24 protein-coding genes and 2 tRNA genes are annotated in these 24,415 nt (G+C 67.0%); 20 read left to right on the top strand and 6 right to left on the bottom strand.

Annotation, left to right across the window (positions count from 1 at the left end):
* Positions 1 to 7 precede the first annotated feature (7 nt).
* The 4 genes from PFX98_RS21670 to PFX98_RS21655 are packed head-to-tail and all read left to right on the top strand — an operon-like array spanning position 8 to position 5,628.
* On the top strand, positions 8 to 3,190 hold the full coding sequence (locus PFX98_RS21670; RefSeq protein WP_285232551.1) for an efflux RND transporter permease subunit: 3,183 nt from the start codon (positions 8 to 10) through the stop codon (positions 3,188 to 3,190).
* 33 nt (positions 3,191 to 3,223) lie between these two features.
* Positions 3,224 to 3,877 (top strand): protein-L-isoaspartate O-methyltransferase family protein, encoded by a 654-nt coding sequence (locus PFX98_RS21665; RefSeq protein ID WP_285232550.1) that lies wholly within the window; start codon positions 3,224 to 3,226, stop codon positions 3,875 to 3,877.
* A gap of 8 nt (positions 3,878 to 3,885) precedes the next feature.
* A complete protein-coding gene (locus PFX98_RS21660; RefSeq protein WP_285232549.1) occupies positions 3,886 to 4,215 on the top strand; it encodes a rhodanese-like domain-containing protein in 330 nt (109 codons plus the stop codon).
* A 48-nt stretch (positions 4,216 to 4,263) separates the two neighbouring features.
* On the top strand, positions 4,264 to 5,628 hold the full coding sequence (locus tag PFX98_RS21655) for a TolC family outer membrane protein (protein ID WP_285232548.1): 1,365 nt from the start codon (positions 4,264 to 4,266) through the stop codon (positions 5,626 to 5,628).
* 16 nt (positions 5,629 to 5,644) lie between these two features.
* Here the strand turns inward: PFX98_RS21655 and PFX98_RS21650 are convergent, their stop codons facing one another.
* Positions 5,645 to 6,157, bottom strand: coding sequence for an Lrp/AsnC family transcriptional regulator (locus tag PFX98_RS21650; protein WP_285232547.1), 513 nt, complete (start codon positions 6,155 to 6,157; stop codon positions 5,645 to 5,647).
* A 108-nt stretch (positions 6,158 to 6,265) separates the two neighbouring features.
* Here PFX98_RS21650 and PFX98_RS21645 point away from each other — a divergent pair, with 108 nt between their 5' ends.
* The 4 genes from PFX98_RS21645 (at position 6,266) to PFX98_RS21630 (ending at position 9,249) form a co-directional block, all read left to right on the top strand.
* Positions 6,266 to 7,159 carry an EamA family transporter gene (locus PFX98_RS21645; protein WP_285232546.1) on the top strand — a complete coding sequence of 298 codons (894 nt, stop codon included), beginning with the start codon at positions 6,266 to 6,268 and terminating at the stop codon, positions 7,157 to 7,159.
* 68 nt (positions 7,160 to 7,227) lie between these two features.
* Positions 7,228 to 8,010 carry a peroxide stress protein YaaA gene (gene yaaA / locus PFX98_RS21640; protein ID WP_285232545.1) on the top strand — a complete coding sequence of 261 codons (783 nt, stop codon included), beginning with the start codon at positions 7,228 to 7,230 and terminating at the stop codon, positions 8,008 to 8,010.
* 27 nt (positions 8,011 to 8,037) lie between these two features.
* Positions 8,038 to 8,871 carry a 2OG-Fe(II) oxygenase gene (locus PFX98_RS21635; RefSeq protein WP_285232544.1) on the top strand — a complete coding sequence of 278 codons (834 nt, stop codon included), beginning with the start codon at positions 8,038 to 8,040 and terminating at the stop codon, positions 8,869 to 8,871.
* Between the two features lie 84 nt (positions 8,872 to 8,955).
* Positions 8,956 to 9,249 carry a hypothetical protein gene (locus PFX98_RS21630; protein WP_285232543.1) on the top strand — a complete coding sequence of 98 codons (294 nt, stop codon included), beginning with the start codon at positions 8,956 to 8,958 and terminating at the stop codon, positions 9,247 to 9,249.
* 12 nt (positions 9,250 to 9,261) lie between these two features.
* On the opposite strand, the gene PFX98_RS21625 is transcribed toward PFX98_RS21630, so the two are convergent.
* Positions 9,262 to 9,723, bottom strand: coding sequence for an Lrp/AsnC family transcriptional regulator (locus tag PFX98_RS21625; protein WP_285232542.1), 462 nt, complete (start codon positions 9,721 to 9,723; stop codon positions 9,262 to 9,264).
* Positions 9,724 to 9,823: 100 nt separating this feature from the next.
* On the opposite strand from PFX98_RS21625, the gene ilvB reads away from it, so the two are divergent.
* Positions 9,824 to 11,548, top strand: a complete 1,725-nt coding sequence (gene ilvB, locus PFX98_RS21620) for a biosynthetic-type acetolactate synthase large subunit (RefSeq protein ID WP_285232541.1) — start codon at positions 9,824 to 9,826, stop codon at positions 11,546 to 11,548.
* 48 nt (positions 11,549 to 11,596) lie between these two features.
* On the opposite strand, the gene efp is transcribed toward ilvB, so the two are convergent.
* Both efp and earP read right to left on the bottom strand, forming a co-directional pair.
* The gene (gene efp, locus PFX98_RS21615; RefSeq protein WP_285232540.1) at positions 11,597 to 12,151 is read right to left on the bottom strand and encodes an elongation factor P; all 555 of its coding nucleotides are present in this window, start codon (positions 12,149 to 12,151) and stop codon (positions 11,597 to 11,599) included.
* Between the two features lie 126 nt (positions 12,152 to 12,277).
* Positions 12,278 to 13,357: an elongation factor P maturation arginine rhamnosyltransferase EarP gene (earP, locus tag PFX98_RS21610; protein ID WP_285232539.1), complete on the bottom strand. Its 1,080-nt coding sequence runs from the start codon at positions 13,355 to 13,357 to the stop codon at positions 12,278 to 12,280.
* A gap of 42 nt (positions 13,358 to 13,399) precedes the next feature.
* Between earP and uvrC the strand changes: the two genes are divergently transcribed.
* The 9 genes from uvrC (at position 13,400) to PFX98_RS21565 (ending at position 20,857) form a co-directional block, all read left to right on the top strand.
* Complete coding sequence (uvrC, locus tag PFX98_RS21605) at positions 13,400 to 15,466, top strand: excinuclease ABC subunit UvrC (RefSeq protein WP_285232538.1); 2,067 nt, start codon at positions 13,400 to 13,402, stop codon at positions 15,464 to 15,466.
* Positions 15,467 to 15,473: 7 nt separating this feature from the next.
* Positions 15,474 to 16,007: a hypothetical protein gene (locus tag PFX98_RS21600; protein ID WP_285232537.1), complete on the top strand. Its 534-nt coding sequence runs from the start codon at positions 15,474 to 15,476 to the stop codon at positions 16,005 to 16,007.
* A gap of 100 nt (positions 16,008 to 16,107) precedes the next feature.
* Positions 16,108 to 16,674 carry a CDP-diacylglycerol--glycerol-3-phosphate 3-phosphatidyltransferase gene (gene pgsA, locus PFX98_RS21595; RefSeq protein WP_285232536.1) on the top strand — a complete coding sequence of 189 codons (567 nt, stop codon included), beginning with the start codon at positions 16,108 to 16,110 and terminating at the stop codon, positions 16,672 to 16,674.
* A gap of 18 nt (positions 16,675 to 16,692) precedes the next feature.
* A complete protein-coding gene (locus tag PFX98_RS21590; protein WP_285232535.1) occupies positions 16,693 to 17,568 on the top strand; it encodes a DMT family transporter in 876 nt (291 codons plus the stop codon).
* A 281-nt stretch (positions 17,569 to 17,849) separates the two neighbouring features.
* Positions 17,850 to 18,122: an HU family DNA-binding protein gene (locus PFX98_RS21585; protein ID WP_282825557.1), complete on the top strand. Its 273-nt coding sequence runs from the start codon at positions 17,850 to 17,852 to the stop codon at positions 18,120 to 18,122.
* A 31-nt stretch (positions 18,123 to 18,153) separates the two neighbouring features.
* Positions 18,154 to 18,229: transfer RNA gene (locus tag PFX98_RS21580), tRNA-Val, on the top strand.
* Positions 18,230 to 18,416: 187 nt separating this feature from the next.
* The gene (locus PFX98_RS21575; RefSeq protein ID WP_285232534.1) at positions 18,417 to 20,333 is read left to right on the top strand and encodes a SurA N-terminal domain-containing protein; all 1,917 of its coding nucleotides are present in this window, start codon (positions 18,417 to 18,419) and stop codon (positions 20,331 to 20,333) included.
* Between the two features lie 52 nt (positions 20,334 to 20,385).
* A tRNA-His gene (locus PFX98_RS21570) sits at positions 20,386 to 20,461 on the top strand.
* Positions 20,462 to 20,644: 183 nt separating this feature from the next.
* Positions 20,645 to 20,857: a hypothetical protein gene (locus tag PFX98_RS21565; protein ID WP_285232533.1), complete on the top strand. Its 213-nt coding sequence runs from the start codon at positions 20,645 to 20,647 to the stop codon at positions 20,855 to 20,857.
* Here PFX98_RS21565 and PFX98_RS21560 read toward each other — a convergent pair.
* A complete protein-coding gene (locus PFX98_RS21560; protein WP_285232532.1) occupies positions 20,854 to 21,597 on the bottom strand; it encodes a LuxR C-terminal-related transcriptional regulator in 744 nt (247 codons plus the stop codon). The genes PFX98_RS21565 and PFX98_RS21560 overlap by 4 nt on opposite strands.
* 119 nt (positions 21,598 to 21,716) lie before the next feature.
* On the bottom strand, positions 21,717 to 22,694 hold the full coding sequence (locus PFX98_RS21555) for an NADPH:quinone oxidoreductase family protein (protein ID WP_285232531.1): 978 nt from the start codon (positions 22,692 to 22,694) through the stop codon (positions 21,717 to 21,719).
* A 95-nt stretch (positions 22,695 to 22,789) separates the two neighbouring features.
* Between PFX98_RS21555 and surE the strand changes: the two genes are divergently transcribed.
* Positions 22,790 to 23,551 carry a 5'/3'-nucleotidase SurE gene (gene surE / locus PFX98_RS21550; RefSeq protein WP_285235669.1) on the top strand — a complete coding sequence of 254 codons (762 nt, stop codon included), beginning with the start codon at positions 22,790 to 22,792 and terminating at the stop codon, positions 23,549 to 23,551.
* Complete coding sequence (locus PFX98_RS21545; RefSeq protein WP_425334633.1) at positions 23,548 to 24,378, top strand: protein-L-isoaspartate(D-aspartate) O-methyltransferase; 831 nt, start codon at positions 23,548 to 23,550, stop codon at positions 24,376 to 24,378. The genes surE and PFX98_RS21545 overlap by 4 nt, the downstream gene beginning before the upstream one ends.
* The last annotated feature ends 37 nt before the right edge of the window (positions 24,379 to 24,415 follow it).

Below are 24,415 nucleotides of genomic sequence, written 5' to 3'. Positions count from 1 at the left end.
CCCGACCATGTGGTTCACCCGACTCTCCATCCAGAACCCGGTGATGGCCGTGATGGTCATGCTCGCCTTCGTGGTGCTGGGCCTGTTCAGCTACCAGCGTCTGGCGGTCGACCAGTTCCCGAACATCGATCTGCCCACCGTGGTGGTGGCAATGGACTATCCGGGCGCCTCGCCCGAGATCGTCGAGGCCGAGGTCACCAAGAAGATCGAGGAGGCCGTCAACACGGTGGCCGGCATCAGCTCGCTGTACTCGCGCTCCTACGAGGGCACGGCGGTGGTGATCATCGAGTTCAACCTCGACATCGACGGCCGCAAGGCCGCCGAAGACGTGCGCGAGAAGGTGGCGCTGATACGCCCGCTGTTGCGCGACGAGGTCAAGGAGCCGCGCATCTCGCGCTTTGATCCGCAGAGCGCACCGGTCTTCAACGTGGCCCTGCTGTCCGAGGACGGCAAGACCAGCACCCAGGACCTCACCACCTGGGCCACCCAGGTGCTGCAAAAGCGCCTGGAGAACGTGCGTGGCGTCGGCTCGGTGCAGGTGGTGGGCGGTCTGCAGCGCCAGATCCAGCTCTTCCTCAAGCCGCAGGCCATGGAGGCCCTGGGCGTGGGCGTGGACCAGGTGCTGGCCGCGGTGAAGAGCGAGAACCAGGAACTGCCGATGGGCAATCTGCGCTCGCGCGAGCAGGAGCGCGTGGTGCAGATCAATGCGCGGCTGAAGCGCCCCGAGGATTTCCGCGACATCGTGGTGGCGCGCCGTGCCGGCACCCCCATCAAGCTCTGGCAGGTGGCCGAGGTGGTGGACGGGCCGCAGGAGGTCGAGAGCCTGGCGCTCTACAACGGCCAGCGCACCGTGCTGCTGTCGGTGCAGAAGAGCCAGGGCGAGAACACCATCGCGGTGGTCGACGGCCTGATGGCGGCGCTCAAGGACGCGCAAGGCCTGACCCCCAAGGGCGTGAAGCTGGAGGTGAACCGCGACAACTCGCGCGCGGTGCGCATCTCGGTGGCCAACGTCAAGCGCACCCTGTTCGAGGGCGCGGCGTTGACGGTGCTGATCGTGTTCCTGTTCCTGAACAGCTGGCGCTCCACCGTCATCACCGGGCTGACGCTGCCGATCGCGCTGATCGGCACCTTTCTGTTCATGTACCTGTTCGGCTTCACCATCAACAACATCACCATGATGGCGCTGTCGCTATGTGTGGGCCTGTTGATCGACGATGCCATCGTGGTGCGCGAGAACATCGTGCGCCATGTGGCGATGGGGGTGAGCCCGCGCCAGGCGGCGCTGGACGGCACCGAGGAGATCGGCCTGGCGGTGCTGGCCACCACGCTGTCCATCGTGGCGGTGTTCCTGCCGATCGGCTTCATGGGCGGCATCGTCGGCAAGTTCTTCCACGAGTTCGGCATCACCATCGTCGCCGCGGTGCTGATCTCGATGTTTGTGAGCTTCACGCTGGACCCGATGCTGTCCAGCGTCTGGCACGACCCGCATGCCGGCCATGGCGCGCCCAAGGAAGGGCCGCTGAGCCTGTACGACCGCACGGTGGGCCGCGTCACCGGCCAGTTCGATCGCTTCACCAACTGGCTGTCCGACGTCTACCAGCTGATCCTCGCCTGGTCGCTCCAGCACAAGGGCAAGACCCTGCTGATCGCGCTGTCGACCCTGGTGCTGAGCTTCGTGCTGCTGGGCGGGGTGGGCAAGGAGTTCGTGCCCAAGGCCGACCTCTCCGAGACCCAGGTGAACTTCTACACCCCGGTGGGCTCCTCGCTGGAGGTGACCGAGGCGCGCGCCCGACAGATCGATGCGGTGCTGCGCGCCATGCCCGAGGTGCGCTACACCGTCACCACCATCAACAGCGGCTTTGCCGCCGGCAAGATCTATGGCGCCATCTATGTGCGCCTGGTGGACCGCAAGGACCGCCAGCGTAGCGTGGCCGATCTCGCCACGCCGCTGCGCGAGAAGCTCGCCACCATCCCGGGCATCACCGTCACCAATATCGGCCAGACCGATCTGGGCGGCGGCAAGAGCCTGCAGTTCTCCATCCAGGGCTCGGACCTGAAGGAGCTGGAACGCATCGCCAACCGCGTCACCGAGAAGCTGCGCCGGGTGCCCGGCCTGGTGGACCTTGACAGCACGCTCAAGCCCAACAAGCCCACCGTTTCGGTGGAGGTGAAGCGCGATGCCGCGGCCGACGTGGGCCTGAACGTGAACGCCCTGGCGAGCTCGCTGCGCACCCTGGTGGCCGGCACCACGGTGGGCAACTGGCGCGCGCCGGACGGCGAGAACTACGACGTCATCGTGCGCCTGCCGCCCGGCCAGCGCGACAGCCTGGCCGATCTGCAAGACCTGCCCCTCAATGTGGCGGCCGCCAGCGACGGCTCGGCGCGCGTGGTGCGGCTGGCCCAGGTGGCCGATATCCTGCCCTCCACCGGACCCAATCAGATCAACCGGCGCGACATGAACCGCGAGATCACCATCGACGGCAACGCCCTGGGGCGCAGCTCGGGCGAGGTCTCGGCCGACATCCAGAAGATCCTGCAGGAAAGCGAGTTCCCGCCCGGCTACCGCTATTCCTTTGGCGGCTCGACCAAGAACATGAACGAGAGCTTCCAGTACGCGGTGGGCGCGCTGGGGCTGGCCATCATCTTCATCTACATGATTCTGGCCAGCCAGTTCAAGAGCTTCCTGCAGCCGCTGGCGCTGATGAGTTCGCTGCCACTGACGCTGATCGGCGTGATCCTGGCGCTGCTGCTGTTCCGCTCCACGCTGAACATGTTCAGCATCATCGGCATCGTCATGCTGATGGGCTTGGTGACCAAGAACGCCATCCTGCTGATCGACTTCGCGATCCGCTCGCGCGAGGGCGAGCATGGCCATGGCGTGGATGCCGAGCCGATGAGCCGCGATGCCGCGCTGCTGCACGCCGCGCGGGTGCGGCTGCGCCCTATCCTGATGACCACGCTGGCGATGGTGTTCGGCATGGTGCCGCTGGCCTTTGCGCTCTCCGAGGGCTCGGAGCAGCGCGCGCCGATGGGCCAGGCGGTGATTGGCGGTGTCATCACCTCCTCGCTGCTGACCCTGGTGGTGGTGCCGGTGATCTACTGCTACCTGGACGATCTGTCGCAATGGGCCAGGCGCAAATGGTCGCGCGGCATGACGGATGGCAATGGCGCAGCGCGCGCCGGGAAATAGAATCGCGCCGGAAGATTTGAGCCAAGGATGAGCATGAACTACGAACAAGCCCGCTTCAACATGATCGAACAGCAGATCCGGCCCTGGAATGTGCTGGACCAGGATGTGCTGGGATTGCTGGCCGCGGTGAAGCGCGAGGACTTCGTGCCCGCCGCCTACCGCGCCATGGCCTTCTCCGACACCGAGCTGCCGCTGGGCGAGGGGCGCAGCACGCTGGCCCCGCGCGTGGAAGCGCGCCTGCTGCAGGAGCTGAAGGTGGCGCGGCATGAGAAGGTGCTGGAGATCGGCACCGGCAGCGGCTTTCTCGCCGCCATGCTGGGGCACCGCGCGCAGCGCGTCGTGACGCTGGAGTCCAGCCCCGAGCTGGCGCGGCAGGCGGCCGAGAACCTGCGCCGCGCCGGCCTCAGCAATGTCACGGTGCGCGAAGCGGCCGGCGCCCAGGGCCTGGCCGGCGAGGCGCCGTTCGACGCCATCCTGCTGTCGGGTTCGGTGGCCGAGGTGCCCGCGGCCCTGCTGGCACAGCTGAAGGTGGGCGGGCGCCTGCTGGCCATCGTGGGCGAGGAGCCGGTGATGCGCGCCACCCTCACCACCCGGGTGGGTGAGAAGGAATACAAGAGCGTCGAGCTGTTCGACACCGCGGCGCCGCGCCTGCCGGGCTTCGAAGCCGCCTCCGGCTTCGTGTTTTGAGCCCTCGCATGCAGCAGATCTCGGTGACGGAACTGCGCGCCATGCTGGACGCGCCGACGCCGCCCCTGCTGCTGGATGTGCGCGAGCCCTGGGAGGTGGCGCTGGCCAGCATCAGCCCGCCCGGCGTCGACACCCTGGCCGTGCCGATGGGGCAGATTCCGGCGGCGCTGGCGCGGCTGGAGCCGGCGCGGCCCGTCGTCTGTTATTGCCATCATGGGATGCGAAGTCTGCAAGTCGTCGCATTTCTTGAGCGCCAGGGCTTTGAAACCGTCTATAACCTCGCCGGCGGCATCGAGGCCTGGTCTTGCGAGCAAGACCCCATGGTGCCCAGATATTGATCCGAACCCTCCCTTATTTGGGACCTAACTATGCTGCAAGGAAGCGTCATGCCTGCTGTCCGTGAGAACAAGTCGAACAAAGCGCGCACCGCATTGCGCCTGAGCACCCTCGCCATGGCGCTCGGCCTCTTCGGTGCAGGCGCGCAGGCACAGAGCCTGAACGAGCTCTATGACGCGGCGCGGGCCTATGACGCCACCTACCTGGCCGCGCGTGCCCAGGCCGATTCGGCGCAGTACAAGGCGGCGCAGGCCGACGCGCTGGCGCGTCCCACCCTGGGTCTGGGCGCTTCCGCCACGCACCAGCGTGTCGACCCGCCGAGCGGCGGCAACCTCAATTCCGACACCTTGCAGGCCGGGCTGAAGGGCAGCTATGCGCTCTACAACCGCGGCAATGCGCTCACCATCGACCAGGCCCAGCGCGCCCTGGGCGTGGCGCAGGCGGATCTGGAATCCGCCGAGCAGGACCTGATCTTCCGCGTGGCCCAGGCCTACTTCGACGTGCTTGCGGCCGGCGACACGCTCGCCACCACGCGCGCCAACAAAACGGCCATCAGCGAGCAACTGGCCTCGGCCAAGCGCAATTTCGAGGTCGGCACGGCCACCATCACCGATACGCGCGAGGCGCAGGCCAAGTACGACCTGGCGACGGCGCAGGAACTGGCGGCCGACAACGATCTGCGCGTCAAGCGCGTGACGCTGGACCAGATCGTCGGCCGCGTGGGCGTGGAACCCAAGCCCCTGGCGGTGCCGGTGGCCCTGCCGGCGCTGCCGTCCACCAATGTGGACACCTGGGTGGCGCAGGCCGACGAGCAGCACCCCGGCGTGCGCAAGGCGCGCCTGGGGCTGGAGGTGGCACAGCTGGAGACGCAGAAGGCCAAGGCCGCCGAGGGCGTGACGGTGGACCTGAACGGCAGCCTGGGTGCGCAGAACCTGCACAACAACCTGAGCGGCCTGGCCGCCGCCCAGTCGGGCGTGGGCACCACCAAGAACGCCTCGCTGGGCGTCACCGTGAGCTTCCCGCTCTATACCGGCGGCGCGACGCAGAACCGCATCAAGGAGACCCTCAAGCTGGAGGAGAAGTCGCGCAACGACCTGGACTATGCGCGGCGCTTTGTCTCCGAGAAGACCAAGAGCACCTTCTTCCGCTGGCAGTCCAGCATGGCCCAGGTGAAGGCCTATGAGGCGGCCGAGTCGTCCAGCAAGCTGGCGCTGGAAGCGACCCAGCTGGGCTACAAGGTCGGCGTGCGCGTCAACCTGGACGTGCTGAATGCCCAGACCCAGCTCTACAGCACCCAGCAGAACCTGGCCAAGGCGCGCTACGACACCGTGCTGCTGAGCCTGGCGCTGCGCCAGGCCGCCGGCCAGCTGCGCCCCGATGACGTGGCCGCGGTGAACCATCTGCTCGCCAAGTAAGCCGGCCCCGCATCGGTCAACCGCCACGGCCGCCGGCCCTGGCGGTTTTTTCATGCTTGGGCGCGGGCTCCGTCGGGGTCAGGTCTTGCATGGCCGGCCGCAGCGGCGCGTGCTCGCGCAGGCTGCGCAGGATGATGGCGGTGGAGGTCTCGGAGAGCGCGCAATAGCGCTGCAGCACCTGCTCCAGATGCGCCACGTCGCGCACCGCGATCTCCAGGATCCAGCTGTCCTCGCCGGTGACGTTGTAGGCGGTCAGCACCTCGGGGCTGGCCTCGATGGCGCGGCGCATGCGCGGCTCGTCGCAGCGGCCCACGCGTATCACGCCGCGGATCGCATAACCCAGCTTGGCGCTGTCCACCACCGCGCGGTAGCCGGTGATGACGCCCAGCGCCTCCAGCTTGCGCACCCGCTCGGTGACGGCCGGCTGCGAGAGAAACACGCGCCGGCCCAGCTCGGCCATGCTGAGGCGGGCGTCCACCTGGAGCTCGGCAAGAATGCGGCTGTCATGGTGGTCCAGGTCATCGATCATGATTTCAAAGGCTGCATGGCGGAATTTCCATGAAGTTTAAGGAAATTCCGCGATCAAGTCTTGAAGATTGCATTCAAGGGTGCGGCCTATTTGCTTAGCATTTGAGCCATGAATCAAACCGCAAGCCTGCCCGCCGGCACCGGCCTCAGCCCCCGCATCCTGGCCTGCCTGGCCGCCACCTGGCTGGTCTGGGGCTCGACCTATCTGGCCATCAAATACGCCTTGCTGAGCTTCCCGCCCTTCTTCCAGATGGGCTCGCGCTTTCTGGTGGCGGGCGTGGTGCTGGCGCTCTGGATGCGCGGCCGCGGCGCACCCTGGCCGAACCGGCGCCAGTGGCTCAATGCCCTGGTGGTGGGCGGGCTGATGCTGGGCGGTGGCATGGGCGGCACGGCCACCGCGGAGCAAAGCGTCGGCTCGGGCCTGGTGGTGGCCTTCATCGCGGTGATGCCGCTGATGATCGCGGCGCTGAACCTGTTGTGGCGCGTGATCCCCTCGCGCCTGGAGCTGGCCGGCATCGCGGTGGGGCTGGTGGGCGTGCTGATGCTGACGCTGGGGCAGGGCTTCGGCGCCTCGCCGGCGGGGCTGGTGGCGATCACGACCGCCTGCGCCTGCTGGGCGGTCGGCAGCGTGCTGTCGCAGCGCGCGCTGCCGCTGGCGCCGGGTGCGATGGGCTTTGCCAGCGAGATGCTGGCGGGCGGCCTGGTGCTGATGCTGCTGAGCCTGGGCAGCGGCGAGACCCTGAGCCAGCCGCTGCGTGCCGAGGCGGTGCTGGCCTGGAGCTATCTGGTGGTGTTCGGCTCGCTGATCGCCTTCAACGCCTACATGCTCTTGCTCGCCGAGGCCTCGGCCTCGCTGGCGTCCAGCTACTCCTTCGTCAACCCGGTGATCGCGATGCTGCTGGGGGTGGCGGTGGCGGGCGAGGTGATCAGCGCTTTTGAATGGCTGGCGGCCCTGGTGGTGCTGGTGGGGGTGGTGCTGCTGATGCTGGGGCGGCGGCGCTGAGCAAGGCTGTTCATCCAGGCTGCCGCGCTTGGGTGAGAATGCCGGGCGCTTTCCCATCCCGCCCGCCCATGCTCTATCTGCTTTCTCCCGCCAAGTCGCTCGATTACGAAACCCCGGTGCCCGCGGCCATCGCCAAGCTGGCGACCCAGCCGCAATTCGTGCCCGAGGCCCAGGCCTTGATCGATCTGCTGCGCCCCAAGAGTGCGGCCGAGGTGGGCGAGTTGATGGAGTTGTCGCAGGCGCTCGCGGAGCTGAACGTGGCGCGCTACGCGGCCTGGACGCCGGCGTTCACGCCCGCCAACAGCAAGCCCTGCGTGCTTGCCTTCAACGGCGATGTCTACGACGGCCTGCAGGCGCGCAGCCTCAGCGCTGCGGATCTGCGCTGGGCCCAGCAGCACCTGGCCATCCTCTCGGGCCTCTACGGCGTGCTGCGCCCGCTCGACCTGATGCAGCCCTACCGGCTGGAGATGGGGACAGGTCTTGCCAACCCGCGGGGCCGCAATCTCTACGCCTACTGGGGCGAGCGCCTGGCCGAGCATCTGAACCAGCGCGCCGCCGCCGAGAAGGTGCCGGTGATCGTCAACCTGGCCTCGCAGGAATACTTCAAGGCGGCCGACCGGCCGAGCCTGAAGCCGCGCGTGATCGAGTGCCAGTTCGAGGACTGGAAGAACGGCAAGTACAAGGTCATCAGCTTTTTTGCCAAGCGTGCGCGCGGGCTGATGGCGCGCTATGCGATCACCGAGCGCATCGATCGGCCCGAGGGCCTGAGCGCCTTTGCGGCCGACGGCTACCGTTTCGATGCCGGGCAGTCCACGCCCGAGCGATTGTTGTTCCGGCGCCGCGTCGAGTAGCGGGCGCTTTGGGCAGAATGTTCGCCCATGAGTACGCAAACCATCACCGGCGAACTGCGTCGCTGGATTCAGGACCATGCCCAGGCGGGCACCTCGCGCGAGACGATTCTGCAGTCGATGTGCGCCAGCGGCTGGTCGCAAAGCGTGGCCCTGCAGGCCCTCGCCGAGACCCTGGACGGGGCCTCCCCCGAACTGCCGCCGCCATCGCCGGTGCCCGAACCGGATCTGCGCCGCTCGCCGGCCGAGATCCCGCTGAGCGACCGGCGCGTGCAGGTGCTGCTGCGCGTCGAGCATCCGCGCGTGGTGGTGTTCGGCGGCCTGCTGTCGCATGAGGAGTGCGATGCGATGGTGGCGGCCGCCACGCGGCGGCTGGCGCGCTCCGAGACCGTGGCCAACGACAAGGATGGCAGCGAGATCAACGCGGCCCGCACCAGCGAGGGCATGTTCTTCGAGCGCGCCGAGAACGAGATCTGCGCCCGCGTGGAGGCGCGCATCGCCGAGCTGCTGCGCTGGCCGGTGGAGAACGGCGAGGGTTTGCAGGTGCTGCATTACCGCGCCGGAGCCGAGTACCTGCCGCATTACGACTACTTCGATCCCACCCATGCCAGCACGCCGGCGATCCTGGCGCGTGGCGGCCAGCGCGTCGGCACCCTGGTGATGTACCTCAACACGCCGGAGCAGGGCGGCTCGACGGTGTTCCCCGACATCAAGCTGGACGTGGCGCCCATCAAGGGCAATGCGGTGTTCTTCAGCTACGAGCGCGCGCACCCCTCGACCCTGACCCTGCACGGCGGTTCGCCCGTGCTGGCGGGCGAGAAGTGGGTGGCGACCAAGTGGATGCGCGAACGCGAGTTCACTTGATCTTGCACCGCTCGGCACGCGCCGGCTGGCGCTAGACTGGCGCTGTTGCTGCAGTTCTGCGGCGCCCCCTTTTGGAGTTCCGACATGAAGAAATCAATGCTGGGCCTGGCCCTGGCCGCCTTGTTCGCCACCGCCAGCTTTGCCCAGACGGCCACCCCGGTGGTGCAGCCGCCCGCGCCCGCAGTGCTGGGCCAGGCGGTGACCGAGACCGCCGCACCGGCTGCACCCGCTGCTAGCGCCAAGGCGGCGGTGAAGCACAAGACCAAGAAGGCCAAGAAGGCTGCCAAGAAGGGCGCCAAGAAGACGCTGGCCGCGCACGCCAAGCACAGCAGCAAGCTGAGCGCCAAGGCCAAGAAGCAGCACAAGCTGCAGGCCTGAGACGCCGGCGCGTCAGCGCCTGAGCGGCAGCTGGCTCTGCTTCAGCTGCCGCAGCACGAAGCTGGACTTGCTGTGCCGGATGCCGGGAATCTTGTAGAGGCGTTCGCGCAGCAGGCGCTCGTAGTCGCGCGTGTCCGCCACCGCGATGCGCACGTAGTAGTCGTAGTCGCCCGAGACCAGGAAGGCTTCCAGCACTTCGGGGATCTGCTCGAGGGCACGGCCGAATTCGAACAAGGCCTCGTCCGAATGGCTCTCCAGCGTCACCTGCACGATCACCGTGTCGCCCAGCCCGATCAGGGCCGGGTTCACGCGCACCGAATAGCCCTCGATCACCCCGGCCGCCTCCATGCGCTTGATGCGCGTCCAGCAGGGTGAGCTTGTCAGGCCCACCAGTTCGCTGAGCTGCTGCAGGCTCATGCGCGCGTCCTGCTGCAGGGCGCTCAGGATGGCGATGTCGAATTTGTCCAGGGTCATGCTGTGGTTCGATCGTTGCGCAGAATGATTTGCTGAATTCGGCGAATTCGCGCGGAAGAATAGCAGCCTTTGCTGGGGCGATTGCGGCAAAGTCTCGGGCATGTCTGCTACTCACGCTACGCCCTGCAATGGCGCCCAATCGCTCATCGCCACCCTGCTGGCCCTGGGCGTCGATACCGTTTTTGGCTACCCCGGCGGCGCCGTGCTGCCGCTCTATGACGCCTTGCATGGCGAGCCGCGCCTGCGCCATGTGCTGGTGCGGCACGAACAGGCTGCCGTGCATGCGGCCGAGGGCTATGCGCGCAGCACCGGCCGGCTGGGCGTGGTGTTCGTGACCTCGGGGCCGGGCATGAGCAACACCACCACCGGGCTGCTGGATGCGCTGTGCGATTCGGTGCCGGTGCTGTGCGTCAGCGGGCAGGTGGCGACCAGCGCCATCGGCACCGACGCCTTCCAAGAATGCGATGCCCTGGGCATCTCCAGGCCGGTGACCAAATGGAATGCCCAGGTGCGCGCCGCCGATGATGTGGCGGCCATCGTTGCCGAGGCCTGCGCGCGCGCCATGGGCGGGCGGCCCGGTCCGGTGCTGGTGGACCTGCCCAAGGACGTGCAGCTGGCGCCGCTGCTGCGGCCGCAGGCAGGGCTGCCCGTGCATGGCGCGATCGCCGAAGAGCCGCCTGCGGGGGACTCGATCGACGCCGCCCTGGCGCTGCTGCGCCAGGCCCGGCGCCCGGTGTTCTACGGCGGCGGCGGGCTCATCAATGCCGGCCCGGCCGCCTGCGAACTGTTCACGCAGCTGGTGCGCCGCAGCGGCGCGCCCTGCACGCTCACCTTGCTGGGGCTGGGCGCCTTCCCGGCCTCGGACCCGCAATTCCTGGGCATGCTGGGCATGCATGGCACGCTGGAGGCCAACCTGGCCATGCACCATGCCGACCTGGTGGTGTGCGTCGGCGCGCGTTTCGATGACCGGGTGACCGGCCGGCTGGACGGCTTCTGCCCCGGCGCCAAGGTGATCCACCTCGACATCGACCCGCGCTCCATCCACAAGGTGGTGCGCGCCGACGTTGCCTTGCGCGGCGATTGCCTGCCCAGCCTGCGTGCCTTGCTGGCGGGCAGGGTGGCCGCGCCGGACCTCGGCCCCTGGTGGGCGCGCATCGAGCGTTGGCGTGCCCAGCACAGCCTGAGCTTCGAGGACGAGCGCGATCGCATCCTGCCCCAGGCCCTGATGAGCCGCCTGCAGGCCGCGCTGGCCGGGCGCGATGCCATCGTCTCCACCGATGTGGGCCAGCACCAGATGTGGGCCGCGCAGCATCTGCGCTTCGAGCGCCCGCAACGTTGGCTGACCTCGGGCGGCGCCGGCACCATGGGCTATGGCCTGCCGGCGGCCATCGGCGCGCAGATTGCGCATCCCGACAAGCTGGTGGTCTGCGTCAGCGGCGACGCTTCGGTGCTGATGAATATCCAGGAGCTTTCTACCGCCGTGCAGCACCGCACGCCGGTCAAGCTGGTGCTCTCGAACAACGGCTATATGGGCATGGTGCGGCAGTGGCAGGAGCTGATCCACGGCGGCCGCTACAGCCACAGCTATACCGAGGCGCTGCCGGACTTCGTGGCACTGGCGCGCGCGTTTGGCTGGCAGGCCCAGCGCGTCAGCGAGCGCGGGCAACTCGACGCGGCCTTGCGTACCTGCCTGCAAGCCGAGGGGCCGTATTTTCTGGATGTGGCGGTGGCGGCGCAGGAGAACTGCTTCCCGATGATTCCGGCCGGTGCCAGCCATGCCGAGGTATGGTTGAGCAAGGATCGCGTCTATCGCGAACCGGCATGAAAAAAGCACCCCGCGGGGTGCTTTTTTTCGCTGCGCCGAGCCGTTGGCTCAGACGCGCTTGCGGTACTCGTGGGTACGCGTGTCGATTTCGATCTTGTCGCCCTGGGCCACGAAGATGGGCACCGGGATTTCGAAGCCGGTGGAGATCTTGGCAGGCTTGAGCACCTTGCCCGAGGTGTCGCCCTTGACGGCCGGCTCGGTCCAGGTCACTTCGCGCACCAGCGAGGTGGGCAGTTCGACCGAGATGGCCTTGCCGTCGTAGAACACCACTTCCACGGGCATGTTGTCTTCCAGATACTGGATGGCATCGCCCATGTTCTCGGCTTCCACCTCGAACTGGTTGTACTCGGAGTCCATGAACACATACATCGGGTCGGCGAAGTAGGTGTAGGTGCAATCCTTCTTGTCCAGAATGATCTGGTCCATCTTGTCGTCGGCCTTGAAGACGACTTCGGTGCCCGAGTTGTTCAACAGGCTCTTGAGCTTCATACGCACGGTCGCGGCATTGCGGCCGCCGCGGCTGTATTCGGTCTTGAGCACAACCATGGGGTCCTTGCCGTGCATGATCACGTTGCCGGCGCGAATTTCCTGAGCGATCTTCATGTTGATTCCGAGAGATTGGGAGGCCAGATTGGGGCAGGGCTACCGTCGCATCAAGCGCGACAGCACCGTCATTGCTGCCTAGGCGCACCCGCAAGCCTGGTATCGGGCGCGACGAAACCCGGCATTTTAGCCTGATTCGGCGACGAATCGGAGCAACTGGCTGCACAGATCCTCGGCCTTGCTCATTTCGTCACGCCACCGCAGCGCCTGCTGCCGGCCTGGCTTGAGGCGGGTCAACCAGGCCCTGCCGGCCTCGGGCGACCAGGGCGCCAGGCCGTTCCAGGCACGCCAGACCTGGCGCAGCGCGGCCGCCCCGTCGGGGTCGGCATGGGCCAGATACTGGTTCATGAAGGCCTCCAGCTTCGGGCCATGCGCGCCATCGTCTTGTGGATAGATATGCCACAGCAGCGGTTTGCCGGCCCAGAGGGCGCGCACCAGCGAGTCTTCGCCGCGCACCAGATTCAGGTCGCAGGACCAGAGCAGGCGGTCGTAGTCTGCCTGGCTCAAGTAGGGCAGGGAGATGCAGCGCAGCGCTTGCAAGACCGCCGCCGCTGCGGGCACCTGCTGCTGTGGCGCGCCGGGGCAGAGCAGCAGCAGGGTGGGCGCCTCGGCCAGACTGGCCAGCAGCTGAGGCCAGGCGGCGTTGGCGTAGCAGAACACGCTCAGCACGCGCTCGCCCTCGCGCGGCTGCCAGCCGCGCGCGGCCAGCCAGGCGGGCGCATCGAAGGCCGCCTGGGCGTCCAGCAGGCCGGGCTCGCGCAGCAGGCCGCCGGTGCGTGCGGTGAAGCCGGGGTAGAAGAACCATTTGTCGAGCCCGCGGCCCGGCCCCGCGAGCTGCGGCGAGCGCAGGCGGTGCGAGCGTTCCACATAGGGTTCGGCGCTGAGGTATTCGAGGTTGATCCAGCAGGGCGCCTTGGGGCGTGCCGCCATGCGCTGCACAAAGGCCGCCGGCAGCTCGCAGCCGAAGGTCTCCAGCACCACGTCGCCGGGCAGCGCTTCGTGCTCGGCCTCGTCCCAGGGCCGCACCTGCAGGCCCGCCGGCAGGCCATCGTCGGCCATCCAGCGCAGGGCCGAGGCATCGTCGACCCACAGCCGCAGCTGCTGGCCGCGCTGGGCAAGATCGCGCGCCAGCCGCAGGCACACGCCGATGTCGCCATAGTTGTCGACCACCCGGCAAAACACATCCCATTGCAGTGCTGACGTCATGGCGCAGGATTATGGGCGGTGCCCGCGGCACAATGCCGGCCCATGAGTGATGTGCCCGTCAAGCCGCCAAGCCCCCCGCAGCCTTCGCCGCCGCTGTCACCGGTGCCGGAGCAGGCCGCCGAACTGGGTGAGCAGGCCCTGGCCGGCTGGGCGCAGGAGCGCGAGCAGGTCGAGGCGGCCGAGGCGCGGCGCGTGGCCGAGGTCGAGAAGGTGGCCCGCGAGGTGCGCGAGCAGGTGCTGGCCGAGGTGCTGGCACTGCCGCCGCTGCCCGGCGTGTACCGCTACTTCGATGCCCAGGATCAGGTGCTCTATGTGGGCAAGGCCAAGAACCTGAAGAAGCGCGTCTCCAGCTATTTCCAGAAGGACCATGGCGGCACCCGCATCGGCCTGATGGTGGCGCGCATCGCGCGGCTCGAGACCACGGTGGTGCGCACCGAGGCCGAGGCCCTGCTGCTCGAGAACAACCTCATCAAGGCGCTGAACCCACGCTTCAACATCCTGTTCCGGGACGACAAGAGCTACCCCTATCTGAAGCTCAGCGGCCATGCCTTTCCACGCGTGAGCTATTACCGCGGCGCGGTGGATCGGCGCCATCGCTATTTCGGGCCCTTCCCGAGTGCCTGGGCGGTGAAGGAATCGATACAGCTGATACAGAAGGTGTTTCGCCTGCGCACCTGCGAGGACACGGTGTTCAACAACCGCAGCCGGCCCTGCCTGCTGTACCAGATCCGGCGCTGCTCGGGGCCCTGCGTGCCCGCGGGGCAGGGGCCCGAGTACGCGCGCAACGTCGCCAATGCCGAGCGCTTCCTGCTGGGCGAGACCGACGAGGTGATGCAGGGCCTGCAGGTACAGATGATGGCTTATGCGGATGCCATGCAGTACGAATTGGCGGCCGAGGTGCGCAACCAGATCAGCTCGCTGTCCAAGGTTTTGCAGCAGCAGGCGGTGGACGAGAACAGCGCCAGCGGCCGCGACCGCGACGTCGACATCCTGGCGGTCAAGGTGCAGGGGGGGCGCGCCTGCGTCAATCTGGCAATGGTGCGCGGCGGCCGCCACCTGGGCGACCGCGCCTACTTTCCCAAGCATGTGGACGATGCCGCCGCGGTGCTGCTGGAGGATGATGAGGAGACGGGTGGCGCGCGCCCCAGCGTCGAGCGCCAGGTGCTGGAGGCCTTCATCGCCCAGCATTACCTGGAGGCCGCCGTGCCCGCCCTGCTGATTCCCAGCGAGGCGGTGGACGAGACCCTGGCCGTGGCGTTGAGCGAGCAGGCCGGCTACAAGGTCAGCACGCAGGCGCAGCCGCGCGGTCAGCGTCGCATCTGGCAGGAGATGTGCGTGAAGGGCGCCGAACTGGCGCTGGCGCGGCTGCTGTCGGAGGAGGGCTCGCAGCAGGCCCGCACCCTCGCTCTGGCGGAGGCGCTGGATCTGAGCGTGCCCGAGCTCGACAAGTTCCGCATCGAATGCTTCGACATCAGCCATACCGCGGGAGAGGCCACCATGGCCTCCTGCGTGGTGTTCGAAGATCACCAGATGCAGAGCGGCCAGTACCGCCGCTACAACATCGAGGGCATCACCGGCGGTGACGACTATGCGGCGATGCGCCAGGTGCTGACACGCCGCTACAGCAAGCTGGCCGAAGGGGCGCAGCTGGGCACGGCGCGGTTGCCGGACCTGGTGCTGGTCGATGGCGGCAAGGGCCAGGTGGCGATGGCGCGCGAGGTCTTCGAGGAGCTGGGCTTGGACCTCGGCCTGATCGTCGGCGTCGAGAAGGGCGAGGGGCGCAAGGTCGGCCTGGAAGAGCTGGTGTTTGCCGATGGCCGCGAGAAGGTTTATCTGGGGCGTGACTCCGCTGCGCTGATGCTGGTGGCGCAGATCCGTGACGAGGCGCACCGCTTTGCCATCACCGGCATGAGGGCCAAACGTGCCGCGGTGCGCACCGGCGGCTCACGCCTGGAAGATGTGCCTGGCGTCGGCCCCAAGAAGCGCGCCCAGCTGTTGCAGCGCTTTGGCGGTGTACGCGGCGTGGCCACCGCCAGTGTGGACGAGATTGCCAGCGTGAAAGGCATCTCCAAGGAACTTGCCGAGGAAATCTATCGTGTCCTGCATTGATGTACTGATGAACAAGCGTGGCGGCCGTGGGCTGTGGTCCTGCCTGGGGCTGGGTCTGGTGCTGGCGGGCTGTTCTTCGGGGCCGTCGGCACCGCCCGCCGGGGAGACCGCGGCACCGGCAGCACCGGCCGCCGCGGCCACGGCGGAGCCGCATGGCAAGGCGCCTGCGCCACCCGTGGCGAAGAACGGGACCGCGGCACTCGCGCCGCCCAAGCCGGTGCGCACGCACGACGAGTTGCGCAAGCAGGCCGCGCTGCGTTTGGTGGAAGCCAATCCGGATCGCACCTATATGGGCGAGGTGCCGGCGGTGCTGCTGGCCATCCCGGTGCTGGAGATCGAGCTGCGCCAGGATGGCAGCGTGAAAAACATTCATGTGCTTCGCAAGCCCGGTCAGGCCCTGGACACGGTGCAACTGGCCATCGATGCGGTGCACCGTGCCGCGCCCTTCGGCAACGTCGCGCGTCTGCCGCAGCCCTGGAAGTTCAACGAGGTGTTCCTGTTCAACGATCAGCGCCGCTTTAAGCCGCGCACGCTGGACTGAAACGGGCTGCATCAGCAATAAAGCGACAAAGCCGAGGCAAAGCGAAGGCAAAGCGTCCGGGCGACCCGGCGTGGTGCATGCTTTTGGGCACAATGCCCGCATGTTCTTCACGCTGCCAACCATCCTGACCTGGGCCCGCATCGTGGCCATCCCGCTGATTGTCGGGGTGTTCCACCTTGAGATCTCGCCGGCCCAGCAGAACCTGCTGGCCACGGTGCTGTTCGTGGCGGTGGCCCTGACCGATTGGCTGGACGGCTATCTGGCGCGCAAGCTCAACCAGACCTCGTCCTTCGGCGCATTCCTGGATCCGGTGGCCGACAAGTTCCTGGTCTGCGCCGCGCTGCTGGTGCTGCTGGAACTGGGGCGTGTGAACGCGCTGGTGGCATTGGTGATCATCGGCCGCGAGATCGCGATTTCGGCGCTGCGCGAATGGATGGCGCAGATCGGTGCCTCGCGCAGCGTGGCCGTGCACATGGTGGGCAAGCTCAAGACCACGGTGCAGATGGTGGCCATCCCCTTCCTGCTGTTCGATGGCCCCTTGTTCGGCGTGATCAACACCCATGTCTGGGGCACCGCCCTGATTCTGGCGGCGGTGGTGCTGACGATCTGGTCGATGGTCTACTACCTGCAGAAGGCCCTGCCCGAGATTCGCGCCAAGGCACGATGAGGCGCTGGCGCGATCGCGATGGACGCGCGGCTTGAACGCTGGCAGGCCTATGTGCCTGCCGTCTTCGTGGCGATCTGGAGCACCGGCTTCGTGGCCGCCCGGCTGGGCATGCCCCACGCGCCTGCCGCCAGTTTTCTGGCGCTGCGTTTTGCGCTCTCGGCACTGTGCTTTGGCCTCTGGGCGCTGCTGGGCCGCGCGGCATGGCCGAGCGGGCGGGCGCAATGGGGGCATCTGGCCGTGGTGGGTGGGCTCGTGCACGGGGTTTATCTGCTGTCCTCCTGGAGTGCCGTCAAGCTCGGGCTGGGGGCGGGCACGATGGCGCTGATCGCCGGCATGCAGCCGCTATTGACGGCGCTCTGGTTCTCGCTGTCGTCGGCCGATGCCGCCGAGCGCCTGGGGCCGCGCCAGTGGCTGGGTCTGCTGCTGGGGGCTGCGGGCGTGCTGGTGGTGGTGTCGAGCAAGCTCGGCGCCGGCGAGGCCTCGGCGGCCAACATCCTGTTGGGCTTGCTGGGCCTGTGCGGCATCACGGCGGGCAGCATCTATCAGCGCCGCTTTCTGGCGCCCTGCGACACGCGCAGCGCCATGGGCATCCAGCTGGCGGCGGCCTGTCTGCTGAGCCTGCCGCTGCTGCCCTTCGAGACGCAGTCGATGCAATGGCATGGCGATCTGGTGGCGGCCATGCTGTGGTCGGTGCTGGTGCTGACTCTGGGCGGTAGCTCGCTGCTCTTCATCATGCTCAAGCATGGCGCGGCCACGCGCGTCAGCAGCCTGATGTTTCTGACCCCGCCCTGTGCCGCCCTGATTGCGCATTTCTGGTTCGGCGAGAGTCTGGCTTGGGCGGTGGTGCTGGGTATGGGCCTGAGCGCCCTGGGAGTGCGGCTGGTGATGCGCTGAGACGGCGCCTCTGGCCGCGTCCGACTGTGCCAAAAGTCCCGCCTCCCCCATGATTTGTATCGGGGCTTTTCCCTGCTCGGTGGGGCTGTTGATTGCGTCTAGAATCCGCTTCCCGCGGTGGTTTCGGTCGTCGCTTCGCAGGCGCTGCGTGCGTGCAGTTGCCGGGTGCCGGAGCCCGTGGGCAAGACATTTCTCTTCGCTGACTGATGTGCGCCGAGATGGCGCCGTCGTGGTGCAAGCCGGTCGCGTCGTGCAGTGAAACCTACTGAGGGGGTACCTTCGTGAACAAGTCCGAACTGATCGAGCACATTGCCAAGCAGGCCGACATTTCCAAGGCGGCGGCGGGGCGTGCGCTGGAGGCGCTGATTGGTGGTGTGAAGACCACGTTGAAGAAGAATGGCTCGGTTTCTCTGGTAGGCTTCGGCACCTTCAGCGTCACGAAGCGTGCCGCACGCAGCGGGCGCAATCCGCGTACCGGCGACACGATCAAGATCAAGTCGGCCAAGGTGCCCAAGTTCCGCCCTGGCAAGGCGCTCAAGGACGCGGTGAACTGATCGACAGGTCAGCTGCAATTCCCGGAATACCGGGCGCTTAGCTCAGTTGGTAGAGCGGCTCCCTTACACGGAGTAGGTCGGCGGTTCGAGCCCGTCAGCGCCCACCAGTCATGCCTACAAGTTGCGGGCATGGGCAGTGGCTAGAATGTCACCCGACGCAAAGGCGAACCATGGTTCGCCTTTGTCGTGTTTGAGGCCGGGCGAGGGCGGTGCTGTTGGCTGCCGTCAGTCGATCCTGGGCCATGTTTACTCAGCGTTTGAACGCGTAGGCGCTAAGCCTGTCAGAGGTTCTCGATGTTTGATTTCGTACGCAAGCACAACCGACTGTTTCAGTTCCTGTTGCTGATACTGATACTGCCGTCGTTCGTGCTGCTGGGCGTGGAGGGTTACACCCGCTTCATGGACGGCTCGAATGCGGGGGTGGCCAGCGTCGACGGCCGCAAGATCACGCAGGTGGAGTGGGATGCCGCGCACCGCGACCAGGTCGAGCGCATCCGGCGCCAGTCGCCGAATGTGGATCCCAAGCTGCTGGATGCGCCCGAGGTGCGCAAGGAAGCGCTGGAGGGCCTGGTGCGAGAGCGCGTGCTGCAGGCTGCCGCCCAGGCACAACATCTGGTGATCAGCGATGAGCGCCTGCAGAGCCTGTTCCGCAGCGACCCGCAATTCGCTTTTCTGCGCAACCCGGACGGCAGCGTCAACAAGGGCATGCTGGCCGCCCAGGGCATGAACTCCGAGATCTTCGCCTACCGCTTGCGGCAAGACCTGACCCTTCGCCAGGTGCTGCAGCCGATCAGCGCTTCCGGCCTGGGCGGCAACGCCAGCGCCGCACTGGCCTTCGATGCGCTGCTGCAGCGCCGCGAGGTGCAGGTGCAGCGTTTCGATCCCAAGGATTTCGCGGCCAAGCTGGCGCCCAGCGACGCGGAACTGGAAGCCTTCTACAAGGATCCCAAGAACTCTGCGCAGTTCCAGCTGCCGGAGAGCGCCAACATCGAATACGTGGTGCTGGATGCCGAGGCGCTGAAGGCGGGTGCGAGCTTCAGCGAAGAAGATCTGCGCAAGTACTACGAAGAGAACCAGTCGCGCTACAGCGTGGCGGAAGAGCGCCGCGCCAGTCACATCCTGATCAAGGCCGAGAAGTCGGCCGCTGCTGACGAGCGCGCCAAGGCGAAGGCAAAGGCTGAGGCTCTGCTGGCGCAGGCGCGCAAGAACCCGGCCGGCTTTGCCGATCTGGCCAAGGCGAACTCGCAGGACGAAGGTTCGGCGACGCGCGGCGGTGATGTCGATTTCTTCGGCCGTGGCGCCATGGTCAAGCCGTTTGAGGACGCGGCCTTCGCGCTCAAGCAGGGCGAGATCAGCAATGTGATCGAGACGGACTACGGCTATCACATCATCCATCTCACCGGCGTGCGCGGTGGCGACAAGCGCAGCTTCGAGTCGGTGCGGGCCGAGGTCGAGGCCGAGGTGCGCAAGGCGCTGGCGCAGAAACGCTATGCCGAGGTGGCCGAGCAGTTCAGCAACACCGCCTACGAGCAATCCGACAGCCTCAAGCCGGTGGCTGAGAAGCTCAAGCTGACGATCCAGACGGCCACGGTGCAGCGCAGCCCGGCGCCCGGCGCGACCGGCCCGCTTGCCTCGGCCAAGCTGCTTGAGGCCGTGTTTGGCGTCGAGGCATTGCGCAACAAGCGCAATACCGAAGCGGTGGAGACGGGCTCCAGCCAACTGGTTTCTGCGCGCGTTGTGCAGCACAACCCGGCGCGCCTGCAGGCCTTGGCGGATGTGCTGCCGCAGGTGCGCGAACAACTGTTGCGCAAGCTGTCGCGCGAACTGGCGGCCAAGGCGGGCCAGGAGCGTCTGGCGGCCCTGCAAAAGGCGGACGATGTGGCCGGCCTGGATGCCGCCATGCTGGTGTCGCGCGCCCAACCGGGCAAGCTGAGTGGCAAGGCCCTTGAGGCGGTACTGCGCGCCGACGTCAGCAAGTTGCCGACCCATGTGGGTGTGGACACGGAAGACGGCAGCTATCTGGTGGTGCGCATCAGCAAGATCGAGGCGCGTGATCCGGCCGTGGTGGATGCCAAGCGCGCCCAGGCGCAGTACACGCAAGCCTGGACCGCCGCCGAGGGCCAGGCCTTCTATGGCGCCTTGAAAGCGCACCACAAGGCGACGCTGAAGGTCTCGGCCGTAGCGGCGGCAGCCTCCGCGGCGAGCAATTGAAAATAGTGCTTCCCAAGAAGATTTAAATCGGCCTATAATCGTAGGCTCTGCGGTGGCTGTAGCTCAGTTGGTAGAGTCCAGGATTGTGATTCCTGTTGTCGTGGGTTCGAGTCCCATCAGCCACCCCAAATAATTCAAAGGCCCCGCGGCGCAAGCCCCGGGGTCTTTTGCATTGGCGGTTTCAACGCCTCAATTTGCGGACTTGCGTCACTGTACGTTTATACAGTACATTCGTATCCATGCTTGCCGCCTGGCAAGTCGAGTGGGCTGCCGGCCCGCTCTAGCGTTGGAGCGACATGATGCAAGTGCGAGTGAAACTGGGCAAACTGATCTCCCTGGCGAGCTTGGCCAAGGATCCGCAGAACTGGATCAGCTTGATTGCGGTGGTGACGCTGCTGGGGCTGTGCGGCGGCGTCTTCGATCCGCACGAGGGGCGGCAAGAGGCGCACATGGCGCAGACCGAGGGTTCAAGCCACCTGGTGGTCCTGCAGGCGCAGGCCGATGGATCGGGTGAGCGCCTTTAGACCAGGCCTTGCTTGCTGGCCAGAACGGCAGCCTCGGCGCGGCTCGACACGTTCAGTTTCTTGTAGATCGACTTGATGTGGTCGTTCACGGTGAACCACTTGATGCCCATCAGGTTGGAGATTTCCTTGATGGTGAAGCCCTTGCTGAGATAGGTCAGCACTTCGTTTTCACGGGGCGTCAGGCGCTCCCATTCCGGTGCGGGGTCCAACACCACGCCGCGGTTGCTGTGGGTCGCGGCACTGGAAGACAGGCTGCCAAAGCCGGAGTTCAGGCCCATCGGCCCGCTGTCGCCGGTGGATCCGGGGCGGAAGTGCGAGAGCAGGCGGCGCGCGATCGCGGGTGACAACGGCGGTTGGCCGCGCACGATGCGCTGCAATTCCTCCACCAGCACCTCGAAGCGATCTTCCTTGAGCAGATAGCCATCGGCGCCGCATTGCAGTGCCGGGAAGAGGTGGTCGTCGTCGGAGTAGAGCGTGGTCACGATCTTCACCGCCGGTGTGCCCACCAACTCGGCGAGGAACTCCATGCCATTGCCATCCGGCAGCTCCAGGTCCACCAGAATCAGCTTGAAGCCGAGCTCGGAATTCTCGTGGTTCAGCTTGGCGACCTGACGGCGAGCGCCCTCCAGGTCGCCGACCTCGATGATTTCCATGGCATCACTGAAGCTCTCGCGCACCACGCGGCACAGAAAACTGCGCGCGACCGGGTTGTCTTCGATGATGAGTACTTTGACTGCCATGGCCTGAGATTGAGCTGGTTGCCGGATCCTAGCGCACATGGCCAGGCTTGCATGCCCCGTGAAGAAGGGAGGGGGTGTTGCTTCGAAGTCATTCTCCCCCGCCCGCCGGCAGCCCGCGTTCAGTCGTTGGTAACCACAAGTTTGCCCACCACCTGGCGCGAACTCATGCGCTCGAAGGCTGCGGGCAGCTGTGTCATCGGCAGTACCCGGTCGAGCACCGGTTTCACCAGGCCGCGCGCGTACCACTCAGCCAACTGGCCCAGCATGCGCGCATTGCGTTCGGGTTCGCGCTTGGCGAATTCGCCCCAGAAGACGCCCACGATGGAGGCGCCCTTGAGCAGGGCCAGGTTCAAGGGCAGGGCAGGGATCTCGCCCTGCGCAAAGCCCACCACCAGGTAGCGACCACGCCAAGCGATGGAGCGGAAGGCTTGCTCGGCCAGGCTGCCGCCCACCGGGTCGTAGATCACATCGGGGCCTTTGCCGCCGGTGAGTGCCTTCAGTTCGTCGCGCAGGCTGGCGCTGCTGTAGTTGATGCTGGCGTCTGCTCCCAGTTCGATGCAGCGGGCACATTTCTCGTCGCTGGATGCGGCCGCGATGACGCGGGCACCCGCGGCCTTGGCGATCTGGATGGCGGCCGTGCCGACACCGCCCGCGGCGCCCAGGATCAGCACGGTTTCGCCGGTCTGCAGGGCCGCGCGATCCATCAGCGCATGATGGCTGGTGGCATAGGTGCAGATGAAGGCGGCGGCATCGGCGAACGCAAAGCCCGGAGGCAGTGGCATCGCCAATGCGGCGGGGATGCAGGCATGGGTGGCGAAGCCGCCGGTGCCGGCAAAGGCCGCCACCGCATCGCCGGGTTTGAAACCCTTCACGCCATCGCCAACGGCCTCGACGATGCCGGCGAATTCGGTGCCCGGCACGAAGGGCAGCGGCGGCTTCATCTGGTACTTGTTCTGGACGATCAGCAGGTCCGGAAAGTTCAGGCTGGCGGCCTTGATGGCGACGCGCAGCTGACCGGCTTGTGGCTCGGGCGCGGGCATATCGGTCCAGCGCAGGGCGTCGACGCCGGTGGGGTTCTCGCACAACCAAGCTTGCATGGCTCACTCCTCGATGATGGGACGGCGGATCATAGGCAGGCGCGGCAACGCCGGTGGTCGCTCAGGTGACGCCGCGCCTGCCTACAATGCGCCGCATGCGCATACTGATCGCCAATGATGACGGCTATTTGGCCCCCGGCCTCCAGGCCCTGGTGAAAGCCTGTGAAGGGCTGGGGCAGATCGAGGTGATTGCCCCCGAGCAGAATGCCAGCGGCACCTCGAATGCGTTGACGCTGACGCGGCCCTTGTCGGTGTTCACCGCGTCGAACGGCTTCCGCTACGTGAACGGCACGCCCTCGGACTGCGTCCACGTGGCCCTGACCGGGCTGCTGGACTACAAGCCGGATCTGGTGCTCTCGGGCATCAACAATGGCGCCAATATGGGCGACGACACGCTGTACTCCGGCACCGTGGCTGCGGCCACCGAAGGCTTTCTGTTCGGCATCCCCTCGATCGCGTTTTCCCAGGTGGAGAAGGGCTGGGGGGAATTGGACGCCGCCGCCGCTCTGGCGCGCGAACTGATCCAGCAGGTGGTGGCGGGAGGCCTGGGCCGCCCCTTCCTCTTGAACGTCAACATCCCCAATCGTGCCGATGCCGTGGCCCTGCCCCGCCTGGTGACGCGCCTTGGGCGTCGCCATGCCAGCGAACCGGTGATCAAGCAATCGAGCCCGCGCGGCGAGCCCATCTACTGGATCGGGCCGGCGGGTGACGCGCGCGAGGCCGGCGCGGGCACCGATTTTCATGCCACCGCGGCGGGCGCCGTTTCCATCACGCCCTTGCAGGTTGATCTCACCGATCATGCGGCGCTGCCTGCCTGGCGCGCCAGCCTGGCGTCGAACGGCGGAGCGCGTACTTGAACTCGCCCGGAGCCCGCGGCAAGCGCTTTCCTTTGGCGCTCGACAAGGTCGGCGCCCGCGCCGGCGGCGGCGTGGCGCGCGAGGTGCTGATGCCACAGCGGCATTTGCAGCAGGCCGCTGCCGATGCGGCGCGCCTGACCACGCCGAGCGGGCTTGGCCTGGATTCGGCCGGCGTGCGTCAGCGCATGGTGCAGCGCCTGCGCCTCGATGGCCTGCGTGATGAGCGGGTGCTGGCCGCGCTGGCGCAAGTGCCGCGTCACGAATTCGTGGACACCGCACTGGCAACCCAGGCCTATGAGGACACCAGCCTGCCCATCGGGCATGGTCAGACGATCTCCAAGCCATCGGTGGTGGGCCGCATGATCGAGTTGATGCTGGCCGCGCCCGGCGCGCAGCAGCGCGGCCATCTGGGCAAGACGCTGGAGATCGGCACCGGCTGCGGCTATCAAGCGGCCGTGCTGGCGCAACTGGCCAGGCAGGTGGTGTCGATCGAGCGGCTGCGGCCCCTGCACGACAAGGCCCGCGTCAATCTCGCCGCCATCAAGGCGCTGCACATCCGCCTGCTCTATGGCGACGGCATGCTGGGGCATGCGCCGGCGGCGCCTTACGACAGCATCATCGCCGCCGCCGGTGGCGACGATCTGCCTGCGGCTTGGTTGGCCCAGTTGGCCCCCGGTGGCCGGTTGGTGGCGCCGATGACGGCACCCAGCGGGCGCGGCCAGGTGCTGGTGGTGGTGGACCATCTGGTGGAAGCCGGCGTTAGCCAATTCATACGAAGCCTGCAGGAGTCGGTGCTTTTCGTGCCCCTAAAATCCGGTGTCTTGTAGGCCGCTGACCGAGCCCACGCGGGCCCTGGTTCAGTCT

The sequence above is a fragment of the Paucibacter sediminis genome, assembly GCF_030254645.1.
In the GTDB taxonomy this organism is placed as follows: domain Bacteria; phylum Pseudomonadota; class Gammaproteobacteria; order Burkholderiales; family Burkholderiaceae_C; genus Paucibacter_B; species Paucibacter_B sediminis.
Note: the sequence above shows the minus strand (reverse complement) of the source record. Positions and strands in the feature narration are given on the sequence as shown.